Origin of the sequence: Pseudofrankia coriaricola, assembly GCF_032027725.1 — a bacterium.
In the GTDB taxonomy this organism is placed as follows: Bacteria; Actinomycetota; Actinomycetes; order Frankiales; family Frankiaceae; genus Pseudofrankia.
Genome location: NZ_JASNFO010000034.1, coordinates 16235 through 38535 on the forward strand (window position 1 = coordinate 16235; position 22301 = coordinate 38535).

The 22301-nt window shown below is 72.1% G+C and carries 18 protein-coding genes; 2 read left to right on the forward strand and 16 right to left on the reverse strand.

Translation table 11 applies throughout. The features are described from left to right. Positions 1–51: 51 nt before the first annotated feature. The 6 genes from QOZ89_RS19265 to QOZ89_RS19290 form a co-directional block, all read right to left on the reverse strand. A complete protein-coding gene (locus QOZ89_RS19265; protein ID WP_071052136.1) occupies positions 52–444 on the reverse strand; it encodes a PPOX class F420-dependent oxidoreductase in 393 nt (130 codons plus the stop codon). A 199-nt stretch (positions 445–643) separates the two neighbouring features. After that, positions 644–1168: a 2-C-methyl-D-erythritol 2,4-cyclodiphosphate synthase gene (gene ispF, locus QOZ89_RS19270; RefSeq protein WP_071052137.1), complete on the reverse strand. Its 525-nt coding sequence runs from the start codon at positions 1166–1168 to the stop codon at positions 644–646. Further along, positions 1165–1887 (reverse strand): 2-C-methyl-D-erythritol 4-phosphate cytidylyltransferase, encoded by a 723-nt coding sequence (gene ispD / locus QOZ89_RS19275; protein ID WP_083419514.1) that lies wholly within the window; start codon positions 1885–1887, stop codon positions 1165–1167. The genes ispF and ispD overlap by 4 nt, the downstream gene beginning before the upstream one ends. Positions 1888–2305: 418 nt before the next feature. Further along, positions 2306–3385 (reverse strand): DNA integrity scanning diadenylate cyclase DisA, encoded by a 1080-nt coding sequence (gene disA, locus QOZ89_RS19280; RefSeq protein ID WP_071052138.1) that lies wholly within the window; start codon positions 3383–3385, stop codon positions 2306–2308. Between the two features lie 322 nt (positions 3386–3707). Beyond that, positions 3708–5189, reverse strand: a complete 1482-nt coding sequence (gene radA / locus QOZ89_RS19285) for a DNA repair protein RadA (RefSeq protein ID WP_071052139.1) — start codon at positions 5187–5189, stop codon at positions 3708–3710. Between the two features lie 132 nt (positions 5190–5321). Next, a complete protein-coding gene (locus tag QOZ89_RS19290) occupies positions 5322–6050 on the reverse strand; it encodes a copper chaperone PCu(A)C domain-containing protein (protein WP_071052140.1) in 729 nt (242 codons plus the stop codon). A 795-nt stretch (positions 6051–6845) separates the two neighbouring features. Between QOZ89_RS19290 and QOZ89_RS19295 the strand changes: the two genes are divergently transcribed. Next, complete coding sequence (locus QOZ89_RS19295; RefSeq protein WP_007512332.1) at positions 6846–7328, forward strand: CarD family transcriptional regulator; 483 nt, start codon at positions 6846–6848, stop codon at positions 7326–7328. A gap of 175 nt (positions 7329–7503) precedes the next feature. Beyond that, on the forward strand, positions 7504–8457 hold the full coding sequence (locus QOZ89_RS19300) for an HhH-GPD family protein (protein WP_071052226.1): 954 nt from the start codon (positions 7504–7506) through the stop codon (positions 8455–8457). Here the strand turns inward: QOZ89_RS19300 and QOZ89_RS19305 are convergent. The 10 genes from QOZ89_RS19305 to pstS form a co-directional block, all read right to left on the reverse strand. Next, positions 8435–11626, reverse strand: coding sequence for a hypothetical protein (locus QOZ89_RS19305; protein WP_312624407.1), 3192 nt, complete (start codon positions 11624–11626; stop codon positions 8435–8437). The genes QOZ89_RS19300 and QOZ89_RS19305 overlap by 23 nt on opposite strands. An 11-nt stretch (positions 11627–11637) precedes the next feature. Next, positions 11638–12813 carry an ATP-binding protein gene (locus QOZ89_RS19310; RefSeq protein ID WP_071052141.1) on the reverse strand — a complete coding sequence of 392 codons (1176 nt, stop codon included), beginning with the start codon at positions 12811–12813 and terminating at the stop codon, positions 11638–11640. 249 nt (positions 12814–13062) lie between these two features. Then, positions 13063–14547 carry a VWA domain-containing protein gene (locus tag QOZ89_RS19315; RefSeq protein WP_312624408.1) on the reverse strand — a complete coding sequence of 495 codons (1485 nt, stop codon included), beginning with the start codon at positions 14545–14547 and terminating at the stop codon, positions 13063–13065. After that, entirely contained in the window at positions 14544–16010 is a 1467-nt protein-coding gene (locus QOZ89_RS19320; protein WP_312624409.1) for a hypothetical protein, read from the reverse strand. The genes QOZ89_RS19315 and QOZ89_RS19320 overlap by 4 nt, the downstream gene beginning before the upstream one ends. Then, positions 16011–16427 carry a hypothetical protein gene (locus tag QOZ89_RS19325; protein WP_241842161.1) on the reverse strand — a complete coding sequence of 139 codons (417 nt, stop codon included), beginning with the start codon at positions 16425–16427 and terminating at the stop codon, positions 16011–16013. Positions 16428–16635: 208 nt separating this feature from the next. Next, positions 16636–17577 (reverse strand): response regulator transcription factor, encoded by a 942-nt coding sequence (locus QOZ89_RS19330; RefSeq protein WP_312624410.1) that lies wholly within the window; start codon positions 17575–17577, stop codon positions 16636–16638. 2 nt (positions 17578–17579) lie between these two features. Next, positions 17580–18356 carry a phosphate ABC transporter ATP-binding protein PstB gene (gene pstB, locus QOZ89_RS19335; RefSeq protein ID WP_071052144.1) on the reverse strand — a complete coding sequence of 259 codons (777 nt, stop codon included), beginning with the start codon at positions 18354–18356 and terminating at the stop codon, positions 17580–17582. Positions 18357–18477: 121 nt separating this feature from the next. Continuing rightward, positions 18478–19539 carry a phosphate ABC transporter permease PstA gene (pstA, locus tag QOZ89_RS19340; RefSeq protein WP_071052145.1) on the reverse strand — a complete coding sequence of 354 codons (1062 nt, stop codon included), beginning with the start codon at positions 19537–19539 and terminating at the stop codon, positions 18478–18480. After that, on the reverse strand, positions 19536–20747 hold the full coding sequence (locus tag QOZ89_RS19345; protein WP_071052146.1) for a PstC family ABC transporter permease: 1212 nt from the start codon (positions 20745–20747) through the stop codon (positions 19536–19538). The genes pstA and QOZ89_RS19345 overlap by 4 nt, the downstream gene beginning before the upstream one ends. A gap of 322 nt (positions 20748–21069) precedes the next feature. Continuing rightward, complete coding sequence (gene pstS, locus QOZ89_RS19350; RefSeq protein WP_071052147.1) at positions 21070–22191, reverse strand: phosphate ABC transporter substrate-binding protein PstS; 1122 nt, start codon at positions 22189–22191, stop codon at positions 21070–21072. Between the last annotated feature and the right edge of the window lie 110 nt (positions 22192–22301).

Below are 22301 nucleotides of genomic sequence, written 5' to 3' on the forward strand. Positions count from 1 at the left end.
GGACTATCGGTCGGATTTCTTGGCCGGTGCCGCTATCCGCGTGGACGCGGGCTAACCGGTCGTGAGGATCCGGGTGGGGGTCACCCGGATAACGACGCGGACGGCGTCTGGCTCGTCCCATTTGTAGGGCTCGCCGGTGTACTTCACGGCGAGACGGTCGATCAGCTCACGCCCACCGTCCTCGGACAGGGTCGCCGTGCCGCGTACCTCGACATAGGAGTACGGGTCTCTCTGGTCAAGGAACATCAGCGCGACGCGCCCGTCGCGCGCGAGATCACGCTCCTTGGCCCGGCCGCGGACCGTCGAGAGCAGCAGGTCGTCACCGTCACGCTCGATCCACAGCACGGTCAACCGTGGCGAGCCATCCGGCCGAAGCGTCGCCAGGGTGACGTACGTCGGCGCGTCCGCCAGCACCTTGACCGTCTCCGGTAGGCGTACATCCATCAGTGCGCTCCAAGAGGAACCACCCGGCAGCAGCGGCGCCCAGCGAAGACCCGCCTCGGCCACTTGCATCCAGCAAGGGTTGACCTTTTCGGTCAACCTTCCCCATTACGGGCCTGACGCCGGACAAAGAATGCCAAGTTGGCATCTCCATGCCGTCCCAGGCCCCGGCCCGGCGACGCCGACGGGCCGCGCGTTCGGCCTACAGCCGCGCCACCAAGGCCGTGGCGATGGCGGCGAGGCCCTCGCCTCGGCCGGTCAGCCCCAGACCGTCGGTGGTCGTCGCGGACACGCTGACGGGCACGCCACCGAGTGCCGCAGACATCACCGCCGCGGCCTCGTCGCGCCGCTTCGCCATCCGCGGGCGGTTCCCGACGACCTGGACGGCGACGTTGCCCACCGTCCAGCCATCGACGGCCAGCAGCCGGGCGGTCTCGCCGAGGAGCGCCGCGCCGGTCGCGCCAGCCCACTCCGGGCGGTCGGTGCCGAACACCTTGCCGAGGTCGCCCAGCCCCGAGGCGATCAGCAGCGCGTCACAGGCCGCGTGCGCGGCGACGTCGCCGTCGGAGTGGCCGGCGAGGCCGGTCTCGCCCTCCCAGAGCAGGCAGGCGACCCAGCAGGGCCGGCCCTGCTCGAACGGGTGCACGTCGACACCGACGCCGACGCGCGGCAGCGCGACCGGGACGGGGGGCGCCGCCGGGCCTGGCGCCGAGGCGGGCGCGGTCACGACGACCGCCCCGATTCGGCCAGCGGGCGCCGAGCCAGCAGCGCCTCGGCGAACAGGAGGTCCGCGGCCCGGGTCACCTTGAACGCCTCGTCAGCGCCCGGGATGGTCGCCACCGGCACCCCCAGACGCTCCACGAGGCCGGCGTCGTCGGTCACCGCCGGCAGGTCGCCGTCCTGGCTCGCGTACGCCGCCTCCAGCACCTCCCGGCGGAAGCCCTGCGGGGTCTGGACCGCGCGCAGGCCGCCACGCGGCGGGGTGCGCAGCACCCGCCCGTCCGCGTCGACCTCCTTGACCGTGTCCGCGAGCGGCAGCACCGGGATGACGGCCGGATGCCCGCCGAGCACGGCACGCGCGACCGCGTCGACGAGCGACGGCGGGGTGAGCGGGCGGGCCGCGTCGTGTACCAGTACCACCCGGATGTCGTCGTCCAGGGCGCGCAGCGCACCACGCACGGAGTCGACCCGCTCGGCGCCGCCCGGCAGCACCCGCACATCTGGACCCAGCAGCCGGCTCACCACCTCCACCAGGGTCGGCGGGGCGGCCACGACGATCTGCGACACCAGCTCGGCCGCCGACAGCGCCTGCACCGCGTGCACCAGCATGGGACGGCCGCCGAGCGGCCGAAGCGCCTTCGGCACCCCGCCGCCGAGCCGCTCTCCTCGGCCGGCCGCCGGCACGACGACGGCAACCCGCGCGCCAGCCTCGTTCACCGCGGTCACCGCTGACCTCGCTTGATCTCAGACCTCACCAGAATCCAGACCGATCAGGACCCCGCCGACGACCGGCAATCCCCACCAGGCCAGTCAGCCACGTCCCGAGACAAGAGGAACCATCCCGCCGGGCCACCCCAGGGCCCTCCGGGCCGAGGCAGCTCGCCCCGAACCTACCGGCCACCCCGGCCCACCACAAACGCGCACCGCCCCAGCACTCCCCGCACCTGGTCTCCGGCGGCCAGGAGTGCCCCCAGGTCGAGGCAACACGCAACCACAGCAGGTGACAGCGCTTAAGCGCAGCGCCAACCCAGCCACGTCCTCGCCCCGGCACCACAGCAACCACGGCCATACACATGTATCGGGCACCACGTGGGGAGGACGCTCAGCGTCCGATGGCTGGCGGCGCACTCAGCGTCCGCCAGCCTTATGCGTAGCGCTCGAGGATGGAGGACTCGGCGAGGCGGGAGAGGCCTTCGCGGACGGCCCTGGCCCGGGTCTCGCCGACGCCGTCGACGGCCTGCAGATCGTCGACGCCGGCGGCGAGGAGCTTCTGCAGGGTGGCGAAGTGGTCCACCAGCCGGTCGACGATCAGGCGCGGCACGCGGGGGATCTTCGCGAGCATGCGGTAGCCGCGCGGGCTGATCTGGCGGTCCAGCACCTCGGCGCCGCCGCCGAGACCGAGGGCGCGGGCGAGCGCGGTCAGGTCGAGCAGATCGGTCGCCGACATCGCGGCCAGGTCGGTGAGCACCTCGGCCGGGCCGCCGACCTTGGTGCTGGCGGGCAGGTAGTCGCGCACGGTCAGCTCGCGCTCGGTCTCGACGCCGGCCATCAGCTCCTCGAGCTGCAGCGAGAGCAGCCGGCCGTCGGTGCCGAGCTCGACGACGTAGCTCTCGATCTCGTCGGCGATCCGGCGGACCATCTCCAGCCGTTGCAGGACGGAGATCGCGTCGCGCACGGTGACGAGATCCTCGATCTCCAGGGCCGACAGCGTGCCGGCGACCTCATCGAGGCGCATCTTGTAGCGCTCCAGGGTCGCCAGCGCCTGGTTCGCGCGGGAGAGGATCGCGGCCGAGCCATCGAGGACGTAGCGACGGCCGACGACGTACAGCGCGATGATGTGCATCGACTGGCTCACCGAGATCACCGGCAGGCTGGTCTGCCTGGCCACCCTCTCGGCGGTGCGGTGGCGCGTCCCGGACTCCTCCGTCGGAATCATCGGGTCGGGCACCAGGTGGACCGCGGCGCGCACGATCCGGGTGAGGTCGGACGACAGCACTATCGCGCCGTCCATCTTGGCGAGCTCGCGCAGCCGGGTCGCCGAGAACTCGACGTCCAGCTCGAAACCACCGGTGCAGATCCCCTCCACGACCTTGTCGCGACCGAGGACGATCAGCGCGCCGGTGTGGCCGCGGAGGATGCGCTCGAGGCCGTCACGAAAGGGGGTTCCGGGCGCCACGGCGGCCAGCGTGGCCCGGAAGACGTCATCCCCGGGTGGTCCTGCCATCGGGCTCCTCTACTCCTCCTGCCGAGACCCTCCGGACGAGCGACTATGCCACCGCTTATGCGCCGGCACCGCGACCGAGGTCTCTTACCACGGTGGTAATGCTATCGAGCCCGCGGGTACCACCATGGAGAGCCTCCGCCCGGTGGTCAGAAAAACATTTGACCTGGTGAGCAGGTCGCCCTAACCGCGCCTTGTTGGTCGAGCGGGCATCTCCCCGTCGAAACCCGACGGATCCGCCTGGCCACTCCGGACAGCCGGCGCCGGGCAACCCGCCGGGTGAGCATCTTCGTGAACCCGGCCGCACGCGGCCGTTCCAGCACCGCTATCCGGCATACATCTTGCTGATCGCGGTGGGTAGATCGGTCACCTCCGTCACCGTCATCCCCTCTGGAGTCATCCCGGACAGCCGAGGCACGAGCGCCCGCCGGAAGCCGAGCCGCGACGCCGCGGCCAGCCGACGCTCGACGCCGCTGACCGAGCGGATCTCACCGGTGAGCCCGACCTCACCGAGCGCGATCAGGTCGGGCGGGATCGCCCGCTCCTGCGCCGAGCTCACCATCGCCAGCGCCACGGCCAGGTCCGAGGCGGGCTCGTAGAGCCGCACGCCGCCGACCGAGGCGGTGAAGATGTCGCTGGCCCCCAGGCTGGAGAATCCGGACCGCTTCTGCAGCACGGCAGTGATCATCGCGACTCGGGCGCCGTCGAGCCCGGACACCGCCCGCCGTGGCGGCAGCGGCGCCGGCGAGGCGCCGCCCGGCCCGCCGCCCCCGCCGGTCCTGGCGACGACGCTCTGCGGCGCGACGAGCGCCTGCACCTCGGCGACGAGTGGCCGGCGGCCCTCGACCATCACGGTGACGCACACGCCCGGTACAGCGCTCGCGGCCGCGCCGCGAGACAGGAACAGGCCGCTCGGGTCGGCGATGCCCCAGATGCCGTTCTCGTTCATCTCGAAGCAGCCGACCTCGTCCGTCGGCCCGTGGCGGTTCTTGATCGCGCGGACCATCCGCAGCGCGGTCTGCTGGTCGCCCTCGAAGTGCAGCACCACGTCGACGAGATGCTCGAGCAGCCGCGGGCCGGCGACCGCGCCGTCCTTGGTGACGTGCCCGACCAACACGGTCGCGAGGCCCAGCGCCCTGGCGGTGCGGATCAGCGCCGCGGCGACCTCGCGGACCTGGGTCACGCCACCCGCCACGCCCTCGACGCCGGCAGCGGAGATCGTCTGCACCGAGTCGACCACCAGCAGTGTCGGCTGGACCTCCTCGACGTGGCCCAGCAGCGCCCCGAGGTCGGTCTCGGCCGCGAGCCACAGGTCGTGGTGCAGCGTGCCGGTGCGCCCGGCACGCAGCCTGACCTGGGCGGCCGACTCCTCCCCGGTGACGATGAGCGCCCGGTGACCGGCCTCGGCGCTGCGCGCGGCGACCTCCAGCAACAGCGTCGACTTGCCCACCCCCGGCTCGCCGGCGAGCAGGATCACGGCGCCGGGCACGACCCCGCCCCCGAGCACCCGGTCGAGCTCGTCGACGCCGGTGGCGCGGCGGGTCGCCGGTGTCGGGTCGACCTCCGTCATGGGCTTGGCCGGAATGGTCACCGTGGCGGCGGCGGTGGCGCCGGAGCCGCCCACGGCCGCCTTCCGCGGCGCGGCCCGTTGCGCCTCCAGCGTCCCCCACGCCTGGCAGCGCGAGCAGCGCCCGGCCCACCGGATCGACTCGGCGCCGCACTCACCGCACCGGAACCCGCCGCCGGCCCGCGTCCGGCTTCCCCCGCCGCCGGCCGACTCGTTCCCACTGGACCGCGAAACCGCCATGGCCCGAAAGTAGCCACCGGGTGCGACAGTATTTCTGGTTCGCTCCGGAACAAGCCCCGGGGTTGGGCGGGAAGGTTGTTGCGCCGAGTCAGTGATGTGACTCGGACAGGACCGGTGGACGACGGTGCGGCGTCAGCCGGCGGTGGAAGTGGCGCTGGTCCCCACGGTCGGCGTGGCGGTGGAGCCGGCCGTCGGCGAGGCGGTCGAGCCCGCGGTCGGCGACTCGGTCGTCACCGTCGTCGGGGTCGCGGTGGGCGTCGCGGACGCGGACGGTGTGGCCGTGGGCGTGCCGGACGCGCCGGGCAGCGGCTCCTCGACGGGCACGTCCAGGGTGACGGAGCCGGCCTTGGCGAACGTGAAGGTCACCTTCGTCGCGGAGCCCACCGGCAGGTCCTTCTTCAGGCCGGTGAGGCTCGGCGCGGAGCCGTTGGCGATGTAGATCTGCCCTCCGGCCGGGGGCAGCGTCGCCGGGCTGCCGGGGCTGCCCCCGGCGGCGTCGGGCGACGAGACGCCGACCAGTTCGTCAGCCTCGCCGCCGCCGTTGAACAGGGCCGAGATGACCTGAGCGTCCTCACCGGACTTGGCCGGGCCGGCGACGTAGACGTTGCGCAGGTCGATGGTGCCGACGGCGCCGTTGGCGGTGTTCGTCGTCGTGCGCGCCAGGCCCGTCATCGCATCCGTGCCACTGGCGCAGGCCGCCAGCGCCGGCGTGCACAGCAGCGCGGCGGCGGCCAGCGCCGCCGCTCCGCGGCGCAGCGAGCGGGCCGGGGCGACGCCCGCGGCGCGCGAGGTGGGCTGGGCGGACGAGACGGCGGGACGGCGCGAGATGGCTGCGCTGCGCGCCCCCGGACGGCGGCTCACGGCTCGGTGACTCCTGTCGTGCGGGCGCGGCACCCCGAACAGGGCGCCCGCGCTGGTCCAGTAGCGCAGCCGGACGACGATACGGGCACGGGGACGGCCGCGAGGGGGCGCCTTTGGCTGCTCGGCGCTAAGACTAGCCACCTGGTATGCGCACGTGCCTCGCGCGGGCCGCGAGCCCCGGCGCGGTGTGACCGCTGCCTCCCCGGCGTGGCCGTGTCCCGGACCGCGGCCGAGTGCGCGCGCCCACCGGTCCCGCGCCGCCTCGGTGGATCGAGGCGGGTGTCGGCGGATCAGGGCGGGTGTCGACGCCAGTCGGAATCTCGCGATTGCCAACCAGTCCGCTACACCGCGCCACCGTTTTGTCGGCGCCAGGCAGGCACGCCCGCCTCCACGCGAGGCGACGGAATATGACGCGCCGAGCACCGGTGCGGTTCGCGGTGGCGGAACTGAGCTGCCCATGCCGCGGCCTTCGACTCGAGGCGACGCGGTGTGTTCGTGAGTCAGCCGCCCCCCGACCTTCGGATCTGGACTTGACCGGCTCATGGACGCGCGAGTGTGGCGAGCGTTTCAGCAGGTCGGACGCCAGGTCGGACAGTTCGGTCAGACCAGCTGGACGGCTTGACCGAAGCGGCGCAAGCCGGCGACGGGCGGTGTTCGTGGTGGGCGGAGCGTGGCCAGAACGCTCCGCTGCGCCCGACCACGGCGCCCCTGCCAGCCGCACGGGACCCAGCATGCGTCTGACCTGCAGCGATGCGTGCGTGTTACGCTAGTAGAGGCGGAAGGGGCACGTGACACATGGCTTTCCAAGTCGGCGAGACCGTCGTTTACCCGCATCACGGGGCTGCTCTCATCGATGCGATTGAAACGCGCGTCATCAAAGGTGAAGAGAAACTCTATCTCGTGCTCAAGGTGGCTCAGGGTGACCTGACCGTACGCGTACCGGCCGACAACATCGGCATGGTTGGCGTACGCGATGTAGTCGGCCAGGACGGCCTCGAGCGCGTCTTCGAGGTGCTGCGCGCACCGCACACCGAGGAGCCGACCAACTGGTCGCGCCGGTACAAGGCCAACCTCGAGAAGTTGGCCTCGGGCGACGTCAACAAGGTCGCCGAGGTCGTCCGCGACCTGTGGCGCCGTGACCGCGAGCGCGGCCTGTCGGCCGGCGAAAAGCGGATGCTCAGCAAGGCTCGGCAGATCCTCGTCAGTGAGCTCGCCCTTGCGGAGGGCACCAACGAGGACAAGGCCGAGGCCATGCTCGACGAGGTCCTCGCCGGTTGATCACGCCCGACCCAGCTCGCTGACCCTCCGGGTCAGACGAAGCGGGCCGTCTCGACTGCTGACAGTTGTTGAGGCGGCCCGCTTCGCCATGCCCGGATCCGGTCCAGTGGACCGGTCCAGCGACGAGAGGCGGGTGCCTGCCCGGTTGGACGGGCCTGGCCCGGCGGCTGGCACGATGGCGGTGATGGACGGAAACCAGGATACGGCGGGCGCGGTAGCTAGCTGGGCAGTCGATGAGCGGCCGTTCGCGGACGATGTGCTCGAGTGGTACGGGCTGGTGGCGCGGGATCTGCCGTGGCGGCGGCCGGAGGCGGGGCCCTGGGGGGTACTCGTCAGCGAGGTGATGCTGCAACAGACGCCCGTGAACCGGGTGCTGCCCGTCTGGGAGGCGTGGCTGGCGCGCTGGCCCGGCCCGGCCGCGCTCGCGGCGGAGCCGGCCGGTGAGGCGGTCCGGATGTGGGGCCGCCTCGGCTACCCGCGCCGGGCGCTGCGCCTGCACCAGGCGGCGGCCGCCATCGTCGAGCGGCACGGCGGCGCCATCCCGGACCGCCTCGACGATCTGCTAGCGCTTCCCGGTATCGGCACCTACACCGCCCGCGCGGTCGCCGCGTTCGCATTCCGGCAACGCCACGCCGTCGTCGATGTCAATGTCCGGCGCCTCGTCGCCCGCGCGGTCGAGGGCGCGGCGGAGGGTCCCGCGGCGGTCAGCCGCCGTGACCTGGCCACGGTCGAGAACCTGCTGCCGGCCGACCCGGAGACCGCGGCCCGGGCCAGCGCCGCGTTCATGGAGCTCGGCGCGCTGGTCTGCGTGGCCCGGGCGCCGCGCTGCGCCGGCTGCCCGGTCCGGGAGCGATGCGCGTGGCTACTGGCCGGCAGCCCGCCGTCCGACGGCCCGGCCCGTCGCCCGCAGGGCTACGCCGGCACCGACCGCCAGGTGCGCGGCCGGCTGCTCGCCGTGCTGCGCGACGCGGACGGCCCGGTCGACGCGGCCCTGCTCGACGCCGTCTGGGACGAGCCGGTCCAGCGAGACCGCGCCCTACGGGGCCTCCTCGACGACGGCCTCGCCGTCGCCGTCGGGCCCGGCAGGTACGCGCTTCCCGGCGACGTCACCGCAAGTCTGTCGGTCTGACCAGTGGCGCGCTGACCGGCGGCGCGATCAGGTTGTGGACCGCGTCGGCGGTCGCCGGGTGGTCCGCGAGCAGCCGTACGACCCCGGAACCGCGCGAATCAGACCAGTTCGGCCACTGACCGGACTCCGCTGATCCGGCAGGAACCAGGTCGCCGGTCCGGGAAGTCCGCGGTCCGGCCCACTCCTCGGCGAACCCGAGCAGCGCCGCCACGGCCTGTGTGCCGGCCGGATAGCCGGCAAGCAGCGCCGCCACCGCGTCCTTCGCCGCGGAGTCGGCCGTGCTCGTCGAGCCGGCCATTCCCACCCGCGCTCCGCCCGGACCGGTACGCCCGGCCGCGGCTGGGCCCACCGGAGGCGCGGCTGGGTCCACCGGAGGCATGGTGGAGGCCGGTCGGCCTGACCAGGGCGCGACCCATATGTCCAGGTCCGCCAGGCTCCCGGGAAAGGTGCGGCCCGCCTCGCGCACGAGCGTCGGCACCAGCTCGCCGGCCTGGTCGCGCAGCGTCGTGACCAGTGTCGGCAGCCACGGAAGCAGGACTGGGTCGGGCAGCCGCGCGAACGCCTTGGAGATCATCTCGACGGCGAACGGGGTGAGCGTCGGCACCGGCTCCAGAGCCTGCACAAGACCCGCCAGGTAGCGCGGGAACGCCGGGACGGTGAGCGGGTTGGCGAGCAGGTCGTCGCACCGCGTTCGCAGCTCGGCCATGGACAGCTGACCGAGCCGGGTCTGGGCGGACCACAGCAGCGCGACCCGGCCGGGCTCCTCGGGATGGGACTGGCGCACGGCCAGCTCCAGCTGCGCACGATCACAGCCGAGGGCGAGCGCGAGGTTTTCCAAGGTCAGCAGGAAGCCGAGCATGGAGGCCACCTGGCGGACACCGACGTCCTCGGCGGTGAATGCGGTCGGCAGCAGCGTGCAGTAGTGCGCGTACCCGCCCTTGACGAACTGCTCACTCCAGGCCGGCAGGCTCGGCTCGTTGACCCGGTAGTGGTCCAGCAGCCGGCGGATGCGGCGTAGCACCTCCGGTGCGTCGTCGACCGTCCGTTCGGCGGTCAGCAGCTCGACGGCGCGGGCCCCCAGCTCCTCGGCGAGGCGGCGGCTGTCGAGATAGACGATCGCGTCCTCGACGGCGGCGAGCGCGACCGCCGCGGTGGCCGTCGGCGCCCAGGCGGCGCGCCGCAGCCGCTGCTCCACCGCCTGCTCGATGGTGACCGCCTCGTAGCCCAGCTCGATCAGCGCCCGCTGGTGCCGGCCGATCACCAGGTCCCAGCTCTCCTGGGGGGAACGCTCGCCAAGCCGCCACACACCGAGAATGGGGCGGATCGCCCCGTCGGGCAGCAGATAACGCAACATCCATAGCAGGTGCGAGCACTCGGCCAGCTCGGGGGCGGCCGCGAGGTCGAGCAGCGCCCGTTGCACGGTGCGCTTGTCCAGGTCGAGCCCCAGCGGGGCAAGCCGGTTGTAGACGTCCTGGGCGAGCGGCGGGAGCGCGTCATAGCCGACCTGGCCGATCCGGTCCCCGCCGAGCAGGATCTCGCACAGCCGGCGCACGTCACGGCGGCCGGGAACGCCGTCCTTCTCGATGCAGGTGATCGCCGCGTCCTGGAAGTCGTACGGCGTGGGGCGAGCTCGGTTGCGCAGGCCGGCGAGCAGGATCGAGGTCTCGAACACCGCGATCGCGTCGGCGGTGCTGGCGAGGTAACCGTTCCGGCGGGCCAGCCTGACGATGTCCACGGACCAGCCGAGCAGTTCGGCCTCGTCCAGCCCGTCGAGCGCCGGCGGCCGTTCGAGGAAGCCCGCCAAGGGCTCGGCCGCGGCGCCCGGCCCGTGTCGGCCTTCAGCGCCGGCCTGGCCGCCCAGCCCGGTCCTACCCGTCCTGCCCGCCTTCGCGGGCCGTGCTGGGCGGCCCGCGCCACGCCCGCCGGTGAGGTGGAACGGGGCGATGCCCGAGCGGGTCAACGCCTTCGCCCAGGTGGCCCGCGCGATCGACACCGATCCGCCGGCAAGCCCGAACTGGGCCTCGATGGCCGAGTGGCTGGACGGGATGAGCCCGTACATCCAACGGGTCGCCGTCACCGGGCCGATCTCGTAGATCTCGTGGCCAGACGGCTCGCCGGCCGGCTCCGACCGGGGCGGATCCGCGAGCGTGCCGAACTCGGGGACGCGGCTGACGGCGTGAAATGCGCCGCAGACGTAGAGACACTCCGACCGGTCGGCGCCGGACCGGGCCAGGTGCTCCCGGATCCGGGTCCACATGTGGCGCTCGCGTTCCTCGTCCCGCGCCAGCCGGCGGCCGTCGTCCGCGGGCGTCATCCGGCGGAACAGGCTGCCGATGAGCGTCATCGCCTGCCGGTAGGTGTCGTGGTCGGCGGCCGCCAGGGGCTGCTCGACGTACTGGTCCCACCATTCCGACCAGTGCCGGACCCGGCCGTGCCGCAGCAGGAACTCCTCCAGCTCGGCGAACCGAGGGCGCAGGTCGCCGATCTCGATGCCGACCGCGTCGCCGTGCAGGGCCGCCTCGTCGCCATGATCGGGGTCGGGGTCGCCGGCGCCCCCGCCCGGCGCGTCCCGCGGCGCCGGGCTCGAGCTGGCCGGTGCCTCGGCCGACACGCGTTCCTCCCACTGGAAGAGGTGGTCGGCCGACCAGTCGACGAGCACCAGCTCGACGTCCGGCGTCTCGAGCGCATAGGCGATGGCCTGGTACTCGGCGGAGGCCTCGGTGATCGGCGCGACGATGCTCAGCGGGCCCGAGCCGGCGGGGAAGCCGGCCAGGTCATGGGCGAACGCCTGCAGCGCCACCGGCAGCCGGCAGTTGCGCAGCTCAGCCAACAGGGGCCGCAAATCCTCGCACAGCTCCAGGTAGATGACCTTCGGCCGCTTCTCCCGCAACCGGCCGGCCATCGCCAGCGCCGACGCCGGCGAATGGTGGCAGACGGGGAAGATCTCGAGCGGTTCGCGCAGCGCCCAGCCGACGTCATCCACCAGGCCGGCCATGATCTCGGCGAGGGCTGTGGAATCCGCCGCGAACGCCGCCGCCGCGTCGATGAGCCTTTCCCGAAGGACGCCGAACGGGCCGTCGGTTCCGGTGGAGCCGTTGGAGCCGGTCGTGACCTTGGTAGGCCCATGGGCGCGATCCGCGTCGAGGCCGCTCGCCGGTCCGTCGTTCACGCGCGCCGGGCTCACGACAGAGTCGCGATCGCCTGACGGCCGCCCTCGAGGAAGTCCGGCCACAGCCCGCCGTCCTTCTTGCTGCGCGGCTCGACGACACCGTGCCAGTACTTGTTGAGGATGGCGAGATCCTCGGGGCTGCGGCGGGCGAGCGAGCCGACCAGCGAGCCCGCGAGGGCGCCGGCGCCCAGCACCCTCTCCCCGAAGAACTGGCTGTGCAGGATCGCGTCCTCGAGCACACCGATCTGCTCGGCGGTGGAGAGGGCCGATTCGAGCTTCTCGTCGTCGCTGGTCGCCGAGGCCGCGGTCGCCCGCAGGTCGGCGAAGCTCTGCAGCAGGATGTCGAGCAGCGTGGGCGGGACGTCCAGCTCGATCTGGTGGCGGCGCAGCAGCTCGGCGGTGCGGAACCGGACGATGTCGGCCTCGCTGCGCTTGTTCGTCACCACCGGGATCCGGACGAAGTTGAACCGGCGTTTGAGCGCCGAGGAGAGGTCGTTGACACCCCGGTCGCGGCTGTTCGCCGTCGCGATGATCGAGAATCCGGGCTGGGCGAACACGGTGTTGTCGCTGTCGAGCTCGGGAATCGAGACGTACTTCTCCGACAGGATCGAGATCAGGGCGTCCTGGACGTCACTGGTCGACCGCGTGAGCTCCTCGAACCGACCGATCATGCCGCGCTCCATGGCGGTCATGATCGGCGAGGGGATCATCGACTTCCTGGACTGCCCCTGCGCGATCACCATCGAGACGTTCCACGAGTACTTGATGTGGTCCTCGGTGGTGCCGGCGGTGCCCTGCACGACCAGCGTCGAGTCACGGCTGATCGCCGCGGCGAGCAGCTCGGCGAGCCAGCTCTTGCCGGTCCCCGGATCCCCGATCAGCAGCAGGCCACGGTCGGACGCGAGCGTCACGATGGCGCGCTCGACCAGGCTCGCCTCGCCGAACCACTTCTGGTCGACGCCGCGGTCCAGGCCAAAGGAGGTGCGAAGATGCTTCTCCCTCGCACCTCCGGAGGCCCTGAAAGAGGCAGAGCCGTCGGAGCGCTGGGAGCCGAGGATGAACAGCCGGACCATCCGCGGGCTGAGCCGCCAGGAGAACGGCTTCGGCCCGTCGTCGACGGACTCCAGCCAGTCCAGCTCGTCGGCGTACTTGACCTCGGCGGGGGCGCGCAGCATCTCGGCGGTCATTCGCGGATCTCCACAGGTGTCGGCCTTCGGATACAGGATGATGTGAATGTGACGTTGAGCTGGTGAGCCATTCGCGCGACCCGGCCACCGGTGGTGACGGCGCATCAGCGCCATGCCGACGCAACCACCTCGCCGACCTGGGGCCGGTCGGGCCACCGTCATCTGCGTCGGGCCGGAACAGGCGGGAGGGCGCTCCGCGCCCGACGGCTGGCGCGGTGGCGGGCGCGGAGCGTCCGTCACGCGCCAGTCTCAGGCGAGGAAGCTCTTCAGCTCGACGACGAGCTTGCGGACATGACCCGAGATCACCGGCGTGCCCAGGTCCTTGAACCGGTCGCGGAACCAGGGGTTCACGCTCTGGCGGCCGGAACTGTTCACCGAACCGACCGGGATGAACCGCACGCCCGACCGGTGGACCGCCTCGATGCCGTCGAACAACGGCTGGGACCGGTCGAACTCGTAGAAGTCCGAGATCCACACCATGACCGTGTTCCGCGGATCGGCGATCTTGGGGCGGGCCATGGCCATCGCGACCGGACCGTCGTTGCCACCCCCGAGGCTGGTGCGCAGCAGGACCTCGAACGGGTCGTGCACCCAGGGCGTGAGGTCGAGCGCGCGGGTGTCGTACGCGATCAGGTGGACGTCGACCTTGGGCAGGCCGGCGAAAATCGATGCCAGGATGGTGCAGTTCACCATCGCGTCGACCATCGACCCGGACTGGTCGACCACGACGATCATCCGCGCGGGCGTCGTGCGCCGGGCGGTCTGCCGGTAGTACAGCCGGTCGACGTAGAGGCGCTGGTCCTCGGGGTTCCAGTTGGTCAGGTTCCGCCAGATCGTGCGGTTCAGGTCCAGGTTGCGGTACACCCGCTTCGGCGGCACCGAACGGTCGATCGTCCCGACGCTGGCCTTCTCCACCTGGGTGCGCAGCACCTCGGCGACCTCGTCGACGAACCGGCGGATCAGGGACTTCGCGTTGGCCAGCGCGACACCCGACAGGTTGCTCTTGTCACGCAGCAGCTGCTCGATCAGGGACATGCTCGGCGTGAGCTGGCTGGCGAGGGCGTTGTTCGCCAGCACCTCGCGCAGGTGCATCCGGCGCACGAGGTCGGCCTCGATGTCGCCGAGCACGCCGCCCAGCCCGGCCGCCGCGTCGCCGGCGCCCGGTCCGCCGAGCGCCTGCCTGAGCCAGCCGGCATCGCTCTGCCAGCCGGCGAGCCGGGCGGCCGTGACGCCGCCCGACCCGGTCGCGAACACGCCCAGCAGCAGCTTCGACATCACCGCGGCGCTGCGCACCTCCGCCTCGCCGACGATCGCTCCGGTCTCGACGGTGGCCCCACCGACGGCACCGCGTCCGGGCGCCGCGTCGGCACCAGGCGGCTCGGCACTGGGGCCGGCGTCAGCGTCGGCGTCGGCCGCGTGTGGCTCACCGCTGCCCGGCGGTCCCTGCTCATCGCCAGTCGTGCCCTGGCGTTCTAGCAGGCCCTGGATCTGTCCGGCGAGCGCGGGGAAACGCTGGACGATGGTGTCGACGGACACGGTCGGGTCGAGCAGCGCCGCCGGCAGACCGAGATCCTCGACGACGGCCAGGCTGGCCGACTCCAACGCCGGCTGCTCGTCCGGGGCGAAGATCCGGGCCAGCAACCGCCAGTACAGGACCTGGCGACGGTTCTCGCGCGCCGCGGCGGCCGCTTCCTCGGCCTCGGCCTGGGCTGTCATGTTCGGGACGGGGTTCATCGGCGCAGCAACCGTCCGGCCCGCTCGCGCAGCACGGCGACGGCGTCACCGTTCTTGGCCCGTGCCTTCGCGATCTTCGGATCGGTGGCGCCGAGCGCCCAGTCGCCGGCGTGCGCCGTCACCGGCTTCCTCTTGACGACGGCCTGAGCCGCCAGCGGCCGAAGCCACCACCGGCCGTCGTCCCAGCGCAGCAGCCCCAGGCAGGCCGACGAGGCGGCCAGCAGGGCCGGCGTCAGCGGGCCGAGGCTCGACGCCGGGTCCACGGTCGGGTCGGCCTCGACGACCAGCGCCGTCCCGGCCAGGTCGAACGTCAGCGTCTGGGTGGCCTCGTCCGACGCGGTCGTGTACCCCTCGACCAGAACCGGCTCGGCGATCCGGACCGGATGCCGGTCGAGCGGCGCGGGCGCCGGCGCGACCGCCTCCGCCAGCCGCACCCGGGCGGTGACGAACGGGTCGGCGGAGTCACCGAGACGGGCGGCGTCCTCCCGCCAGACCAGGTCGCCGCTGCCCAGCGACACCATGTCCGCGATCTCCAGCGCCCGATGCTCGGCGAGTGCGCCCAGCAGCACCGGGTAGTCCGCGAACAGCCGCCACAGCGCCGGCCCTACCAGGGTGTCGACCTTCGCGACGGTCACACCGGTGCGCACGAGCCGGGGCCGCCCGTCCACGCCGCCTTCCGCGGCAGGTTCCAGGACGGCGTGCACCTGGACCCGCGCGGCGGTGTCATGCTCGGCCACCTCCACGCCCAGCGGCAGGAGCCGCCCGGACACCAGGCCCGCGCCCTGGCCGCCGGCTGGCCCGGCCGGCGGTGACCAGTCGCCACGCCACGCCAGCAGCTGCGCGCGCGCCCACAGATCGGCCCAGCGCCGGACCGGCGGGCCGGAGGCCGTCCCGGCCTGGCCGGACGCGCGCAGCTCCGCGGCCAGCCCGTCGAGCAGCACCGCCAGCCGGCGCAGCCCCGGCTCGGCCAGCACGGCCTGGCGCGCCTGGGCCGACGACGAGACAACGTCCTCGTCGACACCACGCCAGCCGGTGACAGCCAGCTCGCGCAGCCAGGAGCGGCATCCGGCGAGCGCCGGTTCGCGGCCCGGCGGCCGGGGCGCCGCGGCGGGTTCCCCCGCCGGATCCCAGTCCAGCCTGGCCCGGCCCAGAGCTCCGTCGAAGCCGGCGAGCACGGCGTCGTGCGCGGCGCCCAGCACCGCGGCCCGCGCGCCGGCGAGCGTGACCAGCGCCTCATCGGTGACCGAGCCCGCCAGGACCTTCTCGGCGGCGTCGCGGACGGCCGGACCCATCGGCGTCGCCGCCACCGCGCCCGCCAGGGCGGTGAGCGCGTCACCGCGGACCGCGTCGAGCCGCCCGAGGCCTTCCACCAGGGCGTCGTCGAAACCGTCGACCAGGGCGAACGCCTCCGCGACCCCGGCGGAGGCCGCGCCGGCGAGCGCGTCGAGCTGCGTGGCGAGCATCTACAGGACCGCCCGTCCGGCCGGGAACCAGTCCAGCTCAGGGACGGGCAGGGCGACGTCCGGCAGCTCCAGGTAGCCGAGGTGGCGCAGGAAGCCGCTGAACACGGAGGCCGCCTCGAGCCGCGCGCGCTGGCCCCGCATGCGCGACACGACGTCGTCGGCGGACATGGCGTCCTCGGCTCCGTCGACGCGCAGGTACCGCGCCACCCGCCCGCCGCCGTACTGGAGCACCGCGGCGTCGACCAGCGCGCGCAGGTGGTTGCACAGCCCGGTGCCGGTCAGCCCACCGCAGGGACGGTTGTTGTTCGTGCCGCAGCTGTACTCGTGCGTCCCCGCGACGATCGACGAGACGTACACCCGCTCGATGTCCGAGCCGCTCGACACGACTCCCCGCAGCCGGCCGTCGGCCAGCTCCACGAAAGGCACCTTCGCCAGCGCCCGTGGCCCGACGGGCGGCACCACCCGCCCCACACCGCGCCGGCGCGTGTCGCGCCCCTTCGCACTGTCAGCACCCACCGCGCATCGACCTCCGCCGGCCCGACGACTCGTCCCGTCTGCCCGCTACTTCTATCGCGGCGGTCTGACAGTTCTCGGCGGACGTTCCTGGGCAGACGAGGACGGATCGTCAGGGCAGGCGGTAGCGGTAGCCGACGCCGCGGACGCTCTCGATCGACCAGGGGGTCTCGGCGGTGTCGCCGAGGCGACGGCGCAGGCGGCGGACGTGGACGGCGAGGGTGTTCGAGTCCATCTGGGAGGTACCCCAGACGAGCTCCAGCAGGCTCTCACGCGGCACCACGCGGCCGGCGCGCTCAAGCAGCACCCGCAGGAGCCGGAACTCCCGAGGCGGCACCGCCACCGGCACACCGTCGACCCGCACCTGGTGCGCGCCGATGTCGAGGGTCACCGTGCCGACCCGGAACACCTCCGGGTCGACCTCGCCAGCATGGCCGGCTCCCGCGCGGCCGCCGACCCAGCTGGCGACGCCCAGGCCGGCGGCGTGCATGCCGTCGGCCAGGACCGTGCCGGCGGCCGGCGTGATCGCGTCCGCCGGCGGGCCGGCCAGCGCCAGAACCTCGCTTACCAGGTACGGCTTGGCCACGCAGGCGCTCGCGCCGGCTTCCAGCCCGGCCGCGGCCTGCGCGCGGTCGTCCGGACCGAGCCCGAGCAGGATCGTCATCTCGCCCCGGCCGCGCATCGCCCGCAGTGCGCGGACCACGCCGATGCCGTCGAGAACCGGCAGCGTGGCGCTCACCAGTACCGTGTCCGGGCCAAGCCGGCCCGCCTCGAGGAGGGCTAGCGCCCCGTCGCTGACCACCCGGACCTTGAAGCCCCTGGCATCGAAGGCGGCGACAAGCTCGTCGTCCGGGTCGGCGTCGGCGATGAGCACCAGCCCAGCGGCCTGGCCGGGCGACGCGGCCGTCCCGGCCGGGGTCACATGACCCGCGCCGGTAAACCGCACCGATTGGCCCGGCGGGGTGGCGGGGGCGAGTGCCCCCGCCACCGCGGGGGCACTCGCCGCCGTGGCCGCCGGCCGGCGCGTGTCGGCCGGCTCCGGCGCGGCGGGCATGCTCAGCCGAACCGCCCGGAGATGTAGTCCTCGGTCCGCTTCTCGGTCGGGCTGGTGAAGATCTTGGTGGTCTTGTCGTACTCGATGAGCTTGCCGGGCTGGCCGGTCGCCTCGAGCGAGAAGAACGCGGTCGCGTCGCTCACCCGGGAGGCCTGCTGCATGTTGTGGGTGACGATCACGATCGTGTAGCTGCTCTTCAGTTTCGCGATGAGGTCCTCGATCGCCAGCGTCGAGATCGGGTCGAGCGCGGAGCACGGCTCGTCCATGAGCAGCACCTGCGGCTCGACCGCGATCGCGCGGGCGATGCAGAGCCGCTGCTGCTGGCCACCGGAAAGGCCGGCACCCGGCCGGCCGAGACGGTCCTTGACCTCTTCCCACAGGTTGGCGCCGCGCAGCGACTCCTCGACCCGCGTGTCGAGCAGCGACTTCTTGCGGGTGCCGTTGAGCTTCAGCCCGGCGACGACGTTCTCGTAGATGGACATCGTCGGGAACGGGTTCGGGCGCTGGAAGACCATGCCGACCTGGCGGCGCACGTTCACCGGGTCGACCCCGGCCCCGTACAGGTCCTCGCCGTCCAGCAGGACCTTGCCCTCGACGCTCGCGCCCGGGATGACCTCGTGCATCCGGTTCAGCGTGCGCAGCACGGTGGACTTGCCGCAGCCGGAGGGGCCGATGAACGCGGTGACGTTCTTCGGCTCGATGGCGAGGTTCACGCCCGCTACGGCCTTGAACTTGCCGTAGAAGACGTTCAGCCCCTGGATGTCGATTCGGGTGGCCATTGCTACCTCTGCTACCTGAGCCGTCGAGGCTCGGTCGACGCGAACGGGGTCCCTCCCAGGTCGGCTTGGCCGACCTCGGAGCTCGTGATTCGGTTTGCGGAGACGTTGCTCATCGAGCCGGTCAGACCTTGGTCCGGCGCGCGATGAAGCGCGCGATCAGGTTCAGCAGCATGACAATGATGATCAGAGTGAGCGCGGCCGACCAGGCGCGGTCAACGGCCCAGCTCTGCGGCTTCTGGGCCTCGGTGAAGATGTACAGCGGAAGCGCTGACTGGTGACCCGAGAAGGGGTCGTTGTTGATGGAGTCGTTTCCGAAGATCGTAAGCAGCAGCGGCGCAGTCTCACCCGCCACTCGGGCGATGGCCAACATGACGCCCGTCACAATGCCTGGCAGCGCCGTCGGGATGACAACCTTCAGGATCGTGCGCCACCGCTCGACCCCGAGCGCGAAGCTGGCCTCGCGCAGCTCGTTCGGGACCAGCTTGAGCATCTCCTCGGAGGAGCGGACCACCGTCGGGATCATCAGAATGATCAACGCCAGCGAGCCGGCGAACCCGGTCTGCGGAGCACCCAGGACGATCAGGTAGAAGGCGTAGATGAACAGACCGGCGATGATCGACGGCAGGCCGGTCAGCACGTCGACGAAGAAGCTGATCGTCCGGCTGATCCGGCCGCGGCCGTACTCGACCAGGTAGATGGAGACCAGCACGCCGAACGGCACCGCGATGAGGCTCGCGAGGGCGATCTGCTCCAGGGTGCCGATGATCGCGGCGTAGGCGCCACCGCCGTGGTCACGGGCGCTGACGCCCCGCATCGAGTGGGTGAAGAAGTCGTAGTCGAAGCGAGCGGCACCCTTGCTGATCACGGTGACCAGTACGGCGACGAGCGGGACCATCGCGAGCAGGAAGGCCCCGATGAGCAGCGTCGTCGCGAACCGGTCCCTGGCCCGCCGGCCACCCTCGATCAGGCTGGAGGCGATCGTCTGGCCGGCCGCGAAGAGCAGCAGCGAGAGCAGAAGGATCTGGATCTCGCTGTCCATCGGGGTGGCGAAGTACAGCAGCAGGGAGACGCCGACGGACACGACGGCGATCACCGGCAGCGCGAAGGCGGGCAACTTGTTGCCGTGCAGGCGCAGCTTGTCGGTGACGGGGGCGCCCTCGGGCGCCGCTGTCAGGGTGCTCATGACGCGGCCCCAGAGAACTCGGCCCGGCGGGCGATGATGGCCCGCGCGGCGATGTTGACCAGCATGGTCACGATGAACAGCACGAGACCGGACGCGATCAGCGCGCCGCGGCCGGTGTCGTTGGAGTCGCCGAAGCCGTTCGCGATGTTGGCGGCGATCGTGTTTCCGGCCGGCTCGAGGAAGTGCACCGAGATACCGAACGACGCGGGCAGGACCAGCGCGACCGCGATGGTCTCGCCCATCGCCCGGCCGAGGCCCAGCATCGAGGCGCTGATCACGCCCGGCTTGCCGTAGGGCAGCACGGCGGTGCGGATCATCTCCCAGCGGGTCGCCCCAAGCGCGAACGCCGCTTCCTTGTGCGCGATCGGGACCTGCTTGAAGACCTCTCGCGAGATGGCCGCGACGATCGGCAGGACCATGATGGCGAGAACGATGCCCGCCACGAAGATCGACCGGCCGACCTGCCCGCTCGGGGTGCTGAAGATGCCGATGTCATCGGGCGCGTCGGCGATTCCGGCGATCAGGGACACGACGACGCCAAGCACCACGCCCAGAGTGATGGGCGTACCCACGGAGCTGCTGCCCGTGGGCGCGGCGCGGCGGATCAGACCGAAGGCCAGACCCAGGATGGCCCCACCGAGCGGAGTCCACGGGAACCAGGGAAGGTACTGGCTCAGCCAGAGCTGGGTGCCGTTCATGTGCGGGGCCAGGATCGCCAAGCCCCACAGGCCGTAGATGACGCTGGGCACGGCCGCCAGCAGGTCGACGATGTAGCCCAGCGCGTCACCGACCCGGCGGGGCGCGTAGTTCGTGATGTACAGGGCAATCCCGACGGCCACCGGCACCGCGATGATCATCGCGACCGCGGCCGTGACGACCGTGCCGAACAGCAGCGCGGCGATGCCGAACCGCGGGTTGCCGCTCTCGTTCGGGAACCACGTCTCGGTGGTGAAGAAGTTCGCCTTGTTGTCGCCCAGCGCGTCCGTCGCCTTGAGGACGAGGAAGAGCGCGATCGCCGCCATGAGCGCCAGCAGCAGGAAGCCGCAGAGGCGCGTCACGTTCTTGAAGGTCGCGTCGGCGAAGCTGACCTTCGCCTTGGAGCGTGGACCGGTACTGGTACTTGTACTGGGAGGGGACTCACCGCCGCCAGTCCCCCCTGGCTCGGACGGCGCCGAGCCGGCCGTCTGGGCAGCCGGTTCCGTGGTCATCGTCCCCTCCTGATCATCTGGTTCCGAGACTTGTCATCTGGTTCCGACTCTCGGTGTCACGCCCGAAACACGGGCCTCGTCCACCACGGGTTCAGACTCACCGGCCTGTTCCGGCCGAGTCGCCGGGACCGTGGAGGCGTCCAAGACGTCGACTGGGACCGACAAACGTGGCGAGCCGCGGGCGGGGGGGGGGCCCCCCCCCCCCCCCCCCCAAAACAACCCCCCCCCCCCCCCCCCCCCGGGGCCCCCCCCCAGCCCCGTAAAAGACCGACCATCGGCGCGGTCGTGGGCATCCGGACGGAGGTCACCTCAAGGCCGAAGATCAGCCGAGGGTGGCGACGACGCCCTGGACCTTGGTGGCCACCGTGCTCGGCAGCGGCGCATAGCCCAGGTCGGCGATCGAGGCTTGGCCCGCTTCGGACGAGGTGTAGGTCAGGAAGGACTTCACCAGGGCGGCCTTGGTGGCGTCGAGGCCCTTGGTGCAGACGATCTCGTACGAGACCAGGTACGCCGGGTAGGCACCCGGGGTCGCGGTCGTGTAGTCGAACTTCAGGACCAGGTCGTTGCCCGCGGCGGTGGTGGCGGTGGAGATGCCCTTCGAGGCGCCGTCCGTGCTCACCTCGACGAACTCGCCGGCCGCGTTCTTCAGCTGGGCGGTCGACAGGCCCGAGTTCTCGGCGTACGACAGCTCGACGTAGCCGATCGCGCCCGGGGTCGACTTCACCGTGGAGGCGATGCCGTCGCTGCCCTTGGAGCCCTGGCCGCCCGGAGCCTTCCAGTCAGAGCCGTTGCTGAAGGTCCAGTCCGAACCGCCGGCACCGGCCAGGAACTTGGTGAAGTTGTCCGTGGTGCCCGAGCTGTCCGAGCGGTGCACCGACGCGATGGTCGTGTCCGGCAGAGAGGCGCTGCCGTTGTCAGCCTTGATGGCCGGGTCGTTCCACTTGGTGATCGCGCCCGAGAAGATCTTGGCGACGGTCCCCGGCGACAGCTTGAGGTCGCTCACGCCAGACACGTTGTAGACGACCGCGATCGGGCCGACCACCATCGGGATGTCAACGACCTCGCCGCCGGTGCAACGGGCCGCGGCGGCGGTCTTCTGGTCATCCTTGATCGCGGAGTCGGAGCCCGCGAAGTCGACCTGCTTGTCGATGAACGACTGGCGGCCGGTACCCGAGCTGGACGACGCGTAGGCGACGGTCGTGCCGCTGCAGGCGTCCTGGTACGCCTTGATCCACTCGTCCATCGCGTTCTTCTGCGCGGACGAGCCGCCACCGCTGATGGACCCGGTGGCGCAGTCGATCGCCGACGCGGCCCCCGCGGACGCCGACCCGCTGGCCGGAGTGGTCGGCTCGTCGCTGTTGTCGTCCGAACCACACGCCGCGACGCTGAGCAGTGCCGCGACGGCCATGCCGGCGGCGGCGGACTGACGCTTGCCTACCTTCACGAGTAGCCCTTCTCTGTGGCGCCCAGAGGCGCCTGCCCCCAGCGGTCCCGTCCGGACCACCGGTGGAACATCGAAGCGGCCCACAGTGAACCGGAAATGAACAAACCCGA

Excerpts from the sequence above, each read along its gene's own strand:
- QOZ89_RS19265 (WP_071052136.1), bottom strand. The coding sequence starts at position 444 with ATGGATGTACGCCTACCGGAGACGGTCAAGGTGCTGGCGGACGCGCCG.
- disA (WP_071052138.1), bottom strand. The coding sequence starts at position 3,385 with ATGGCAGGACCACCCGGGGATGACGTCTTCCGGGCCACGCTGGCCGCC.
- radA (WP_071052139.1), bottom strand. The coding sequence starts at position 5,189 with ATGGCGGTTTCGCGGTCCAGTGGGAACGAGTCGGCCGGCGGCGGGGGA.
- QOZ89_RS19295 (WP_007512332.1), top strand. The coding sequence starts at position 6,846 with ATGGCTTTCCAAGTCGGCGAGACCGTCGTTTACCCGCATCACGGGGCT.
- QOZ89_RS19300 (WP_071052226.1), top strand. The coding sequence starts at position 7,504 with ATGGCGGTGATGGACGGAAACCAGGATACGGCGGGCGCGGTAGCTAGC.
- QOZ89_RS19310 (WP_071052141.1), bottom strand. The coding sequence starts at position 12,813 with ATGACCGCCGAGATGCTGCGCGCCCCCGCCGAGGTCAAGTACGCCGAC.
- QOZ89_RS19315 (WP_312624408.1), bottom strand. The coding sequence starts at position 14,547 with ATGAACCCCGTCCCGAACATGACAGCCCAGGCCGAGGCCGAGGAAGCG.
- QOZ89_RS19320 (WP_312624409.1), bottom strand. The coding sequence starts at position 16,010 with ATGCTCGCCACGCAGCTCGACGCGCTCGCCGGCGCGGCCTCCGCCGGG.
- QOZ89_RS19330 (WP_312624410.1), bottom strand. The coding sequence starts at position 17,577 with ATGCCCGCCGCGCCGGAGCCGGCCGACACGCGCCGGCCGGCGGCCACG.
- pstB (WP_071052144.1), bottom strand. The coding sequence starts at position 18,356 with ATGGCCACCCGAATCGACATCCAGGGGCTGAACGTCTTCTACGGCAAG.
- pstA (WP_071052145.1), bottom strand. The coding sequence starts at position 19,539 with ATGAGCACCCTGACAGCGGCGCCCGAGGGCGCCCCCGTCACCGACAAG.
- QOZ89_RS19345 (WP_071052146.1), bottom strand. The coding sequence starts at position 20,747 with ATGACCACGGAACCGGCTGCCCAGACGGCCGGCTCGGCGCCGTCCGAG.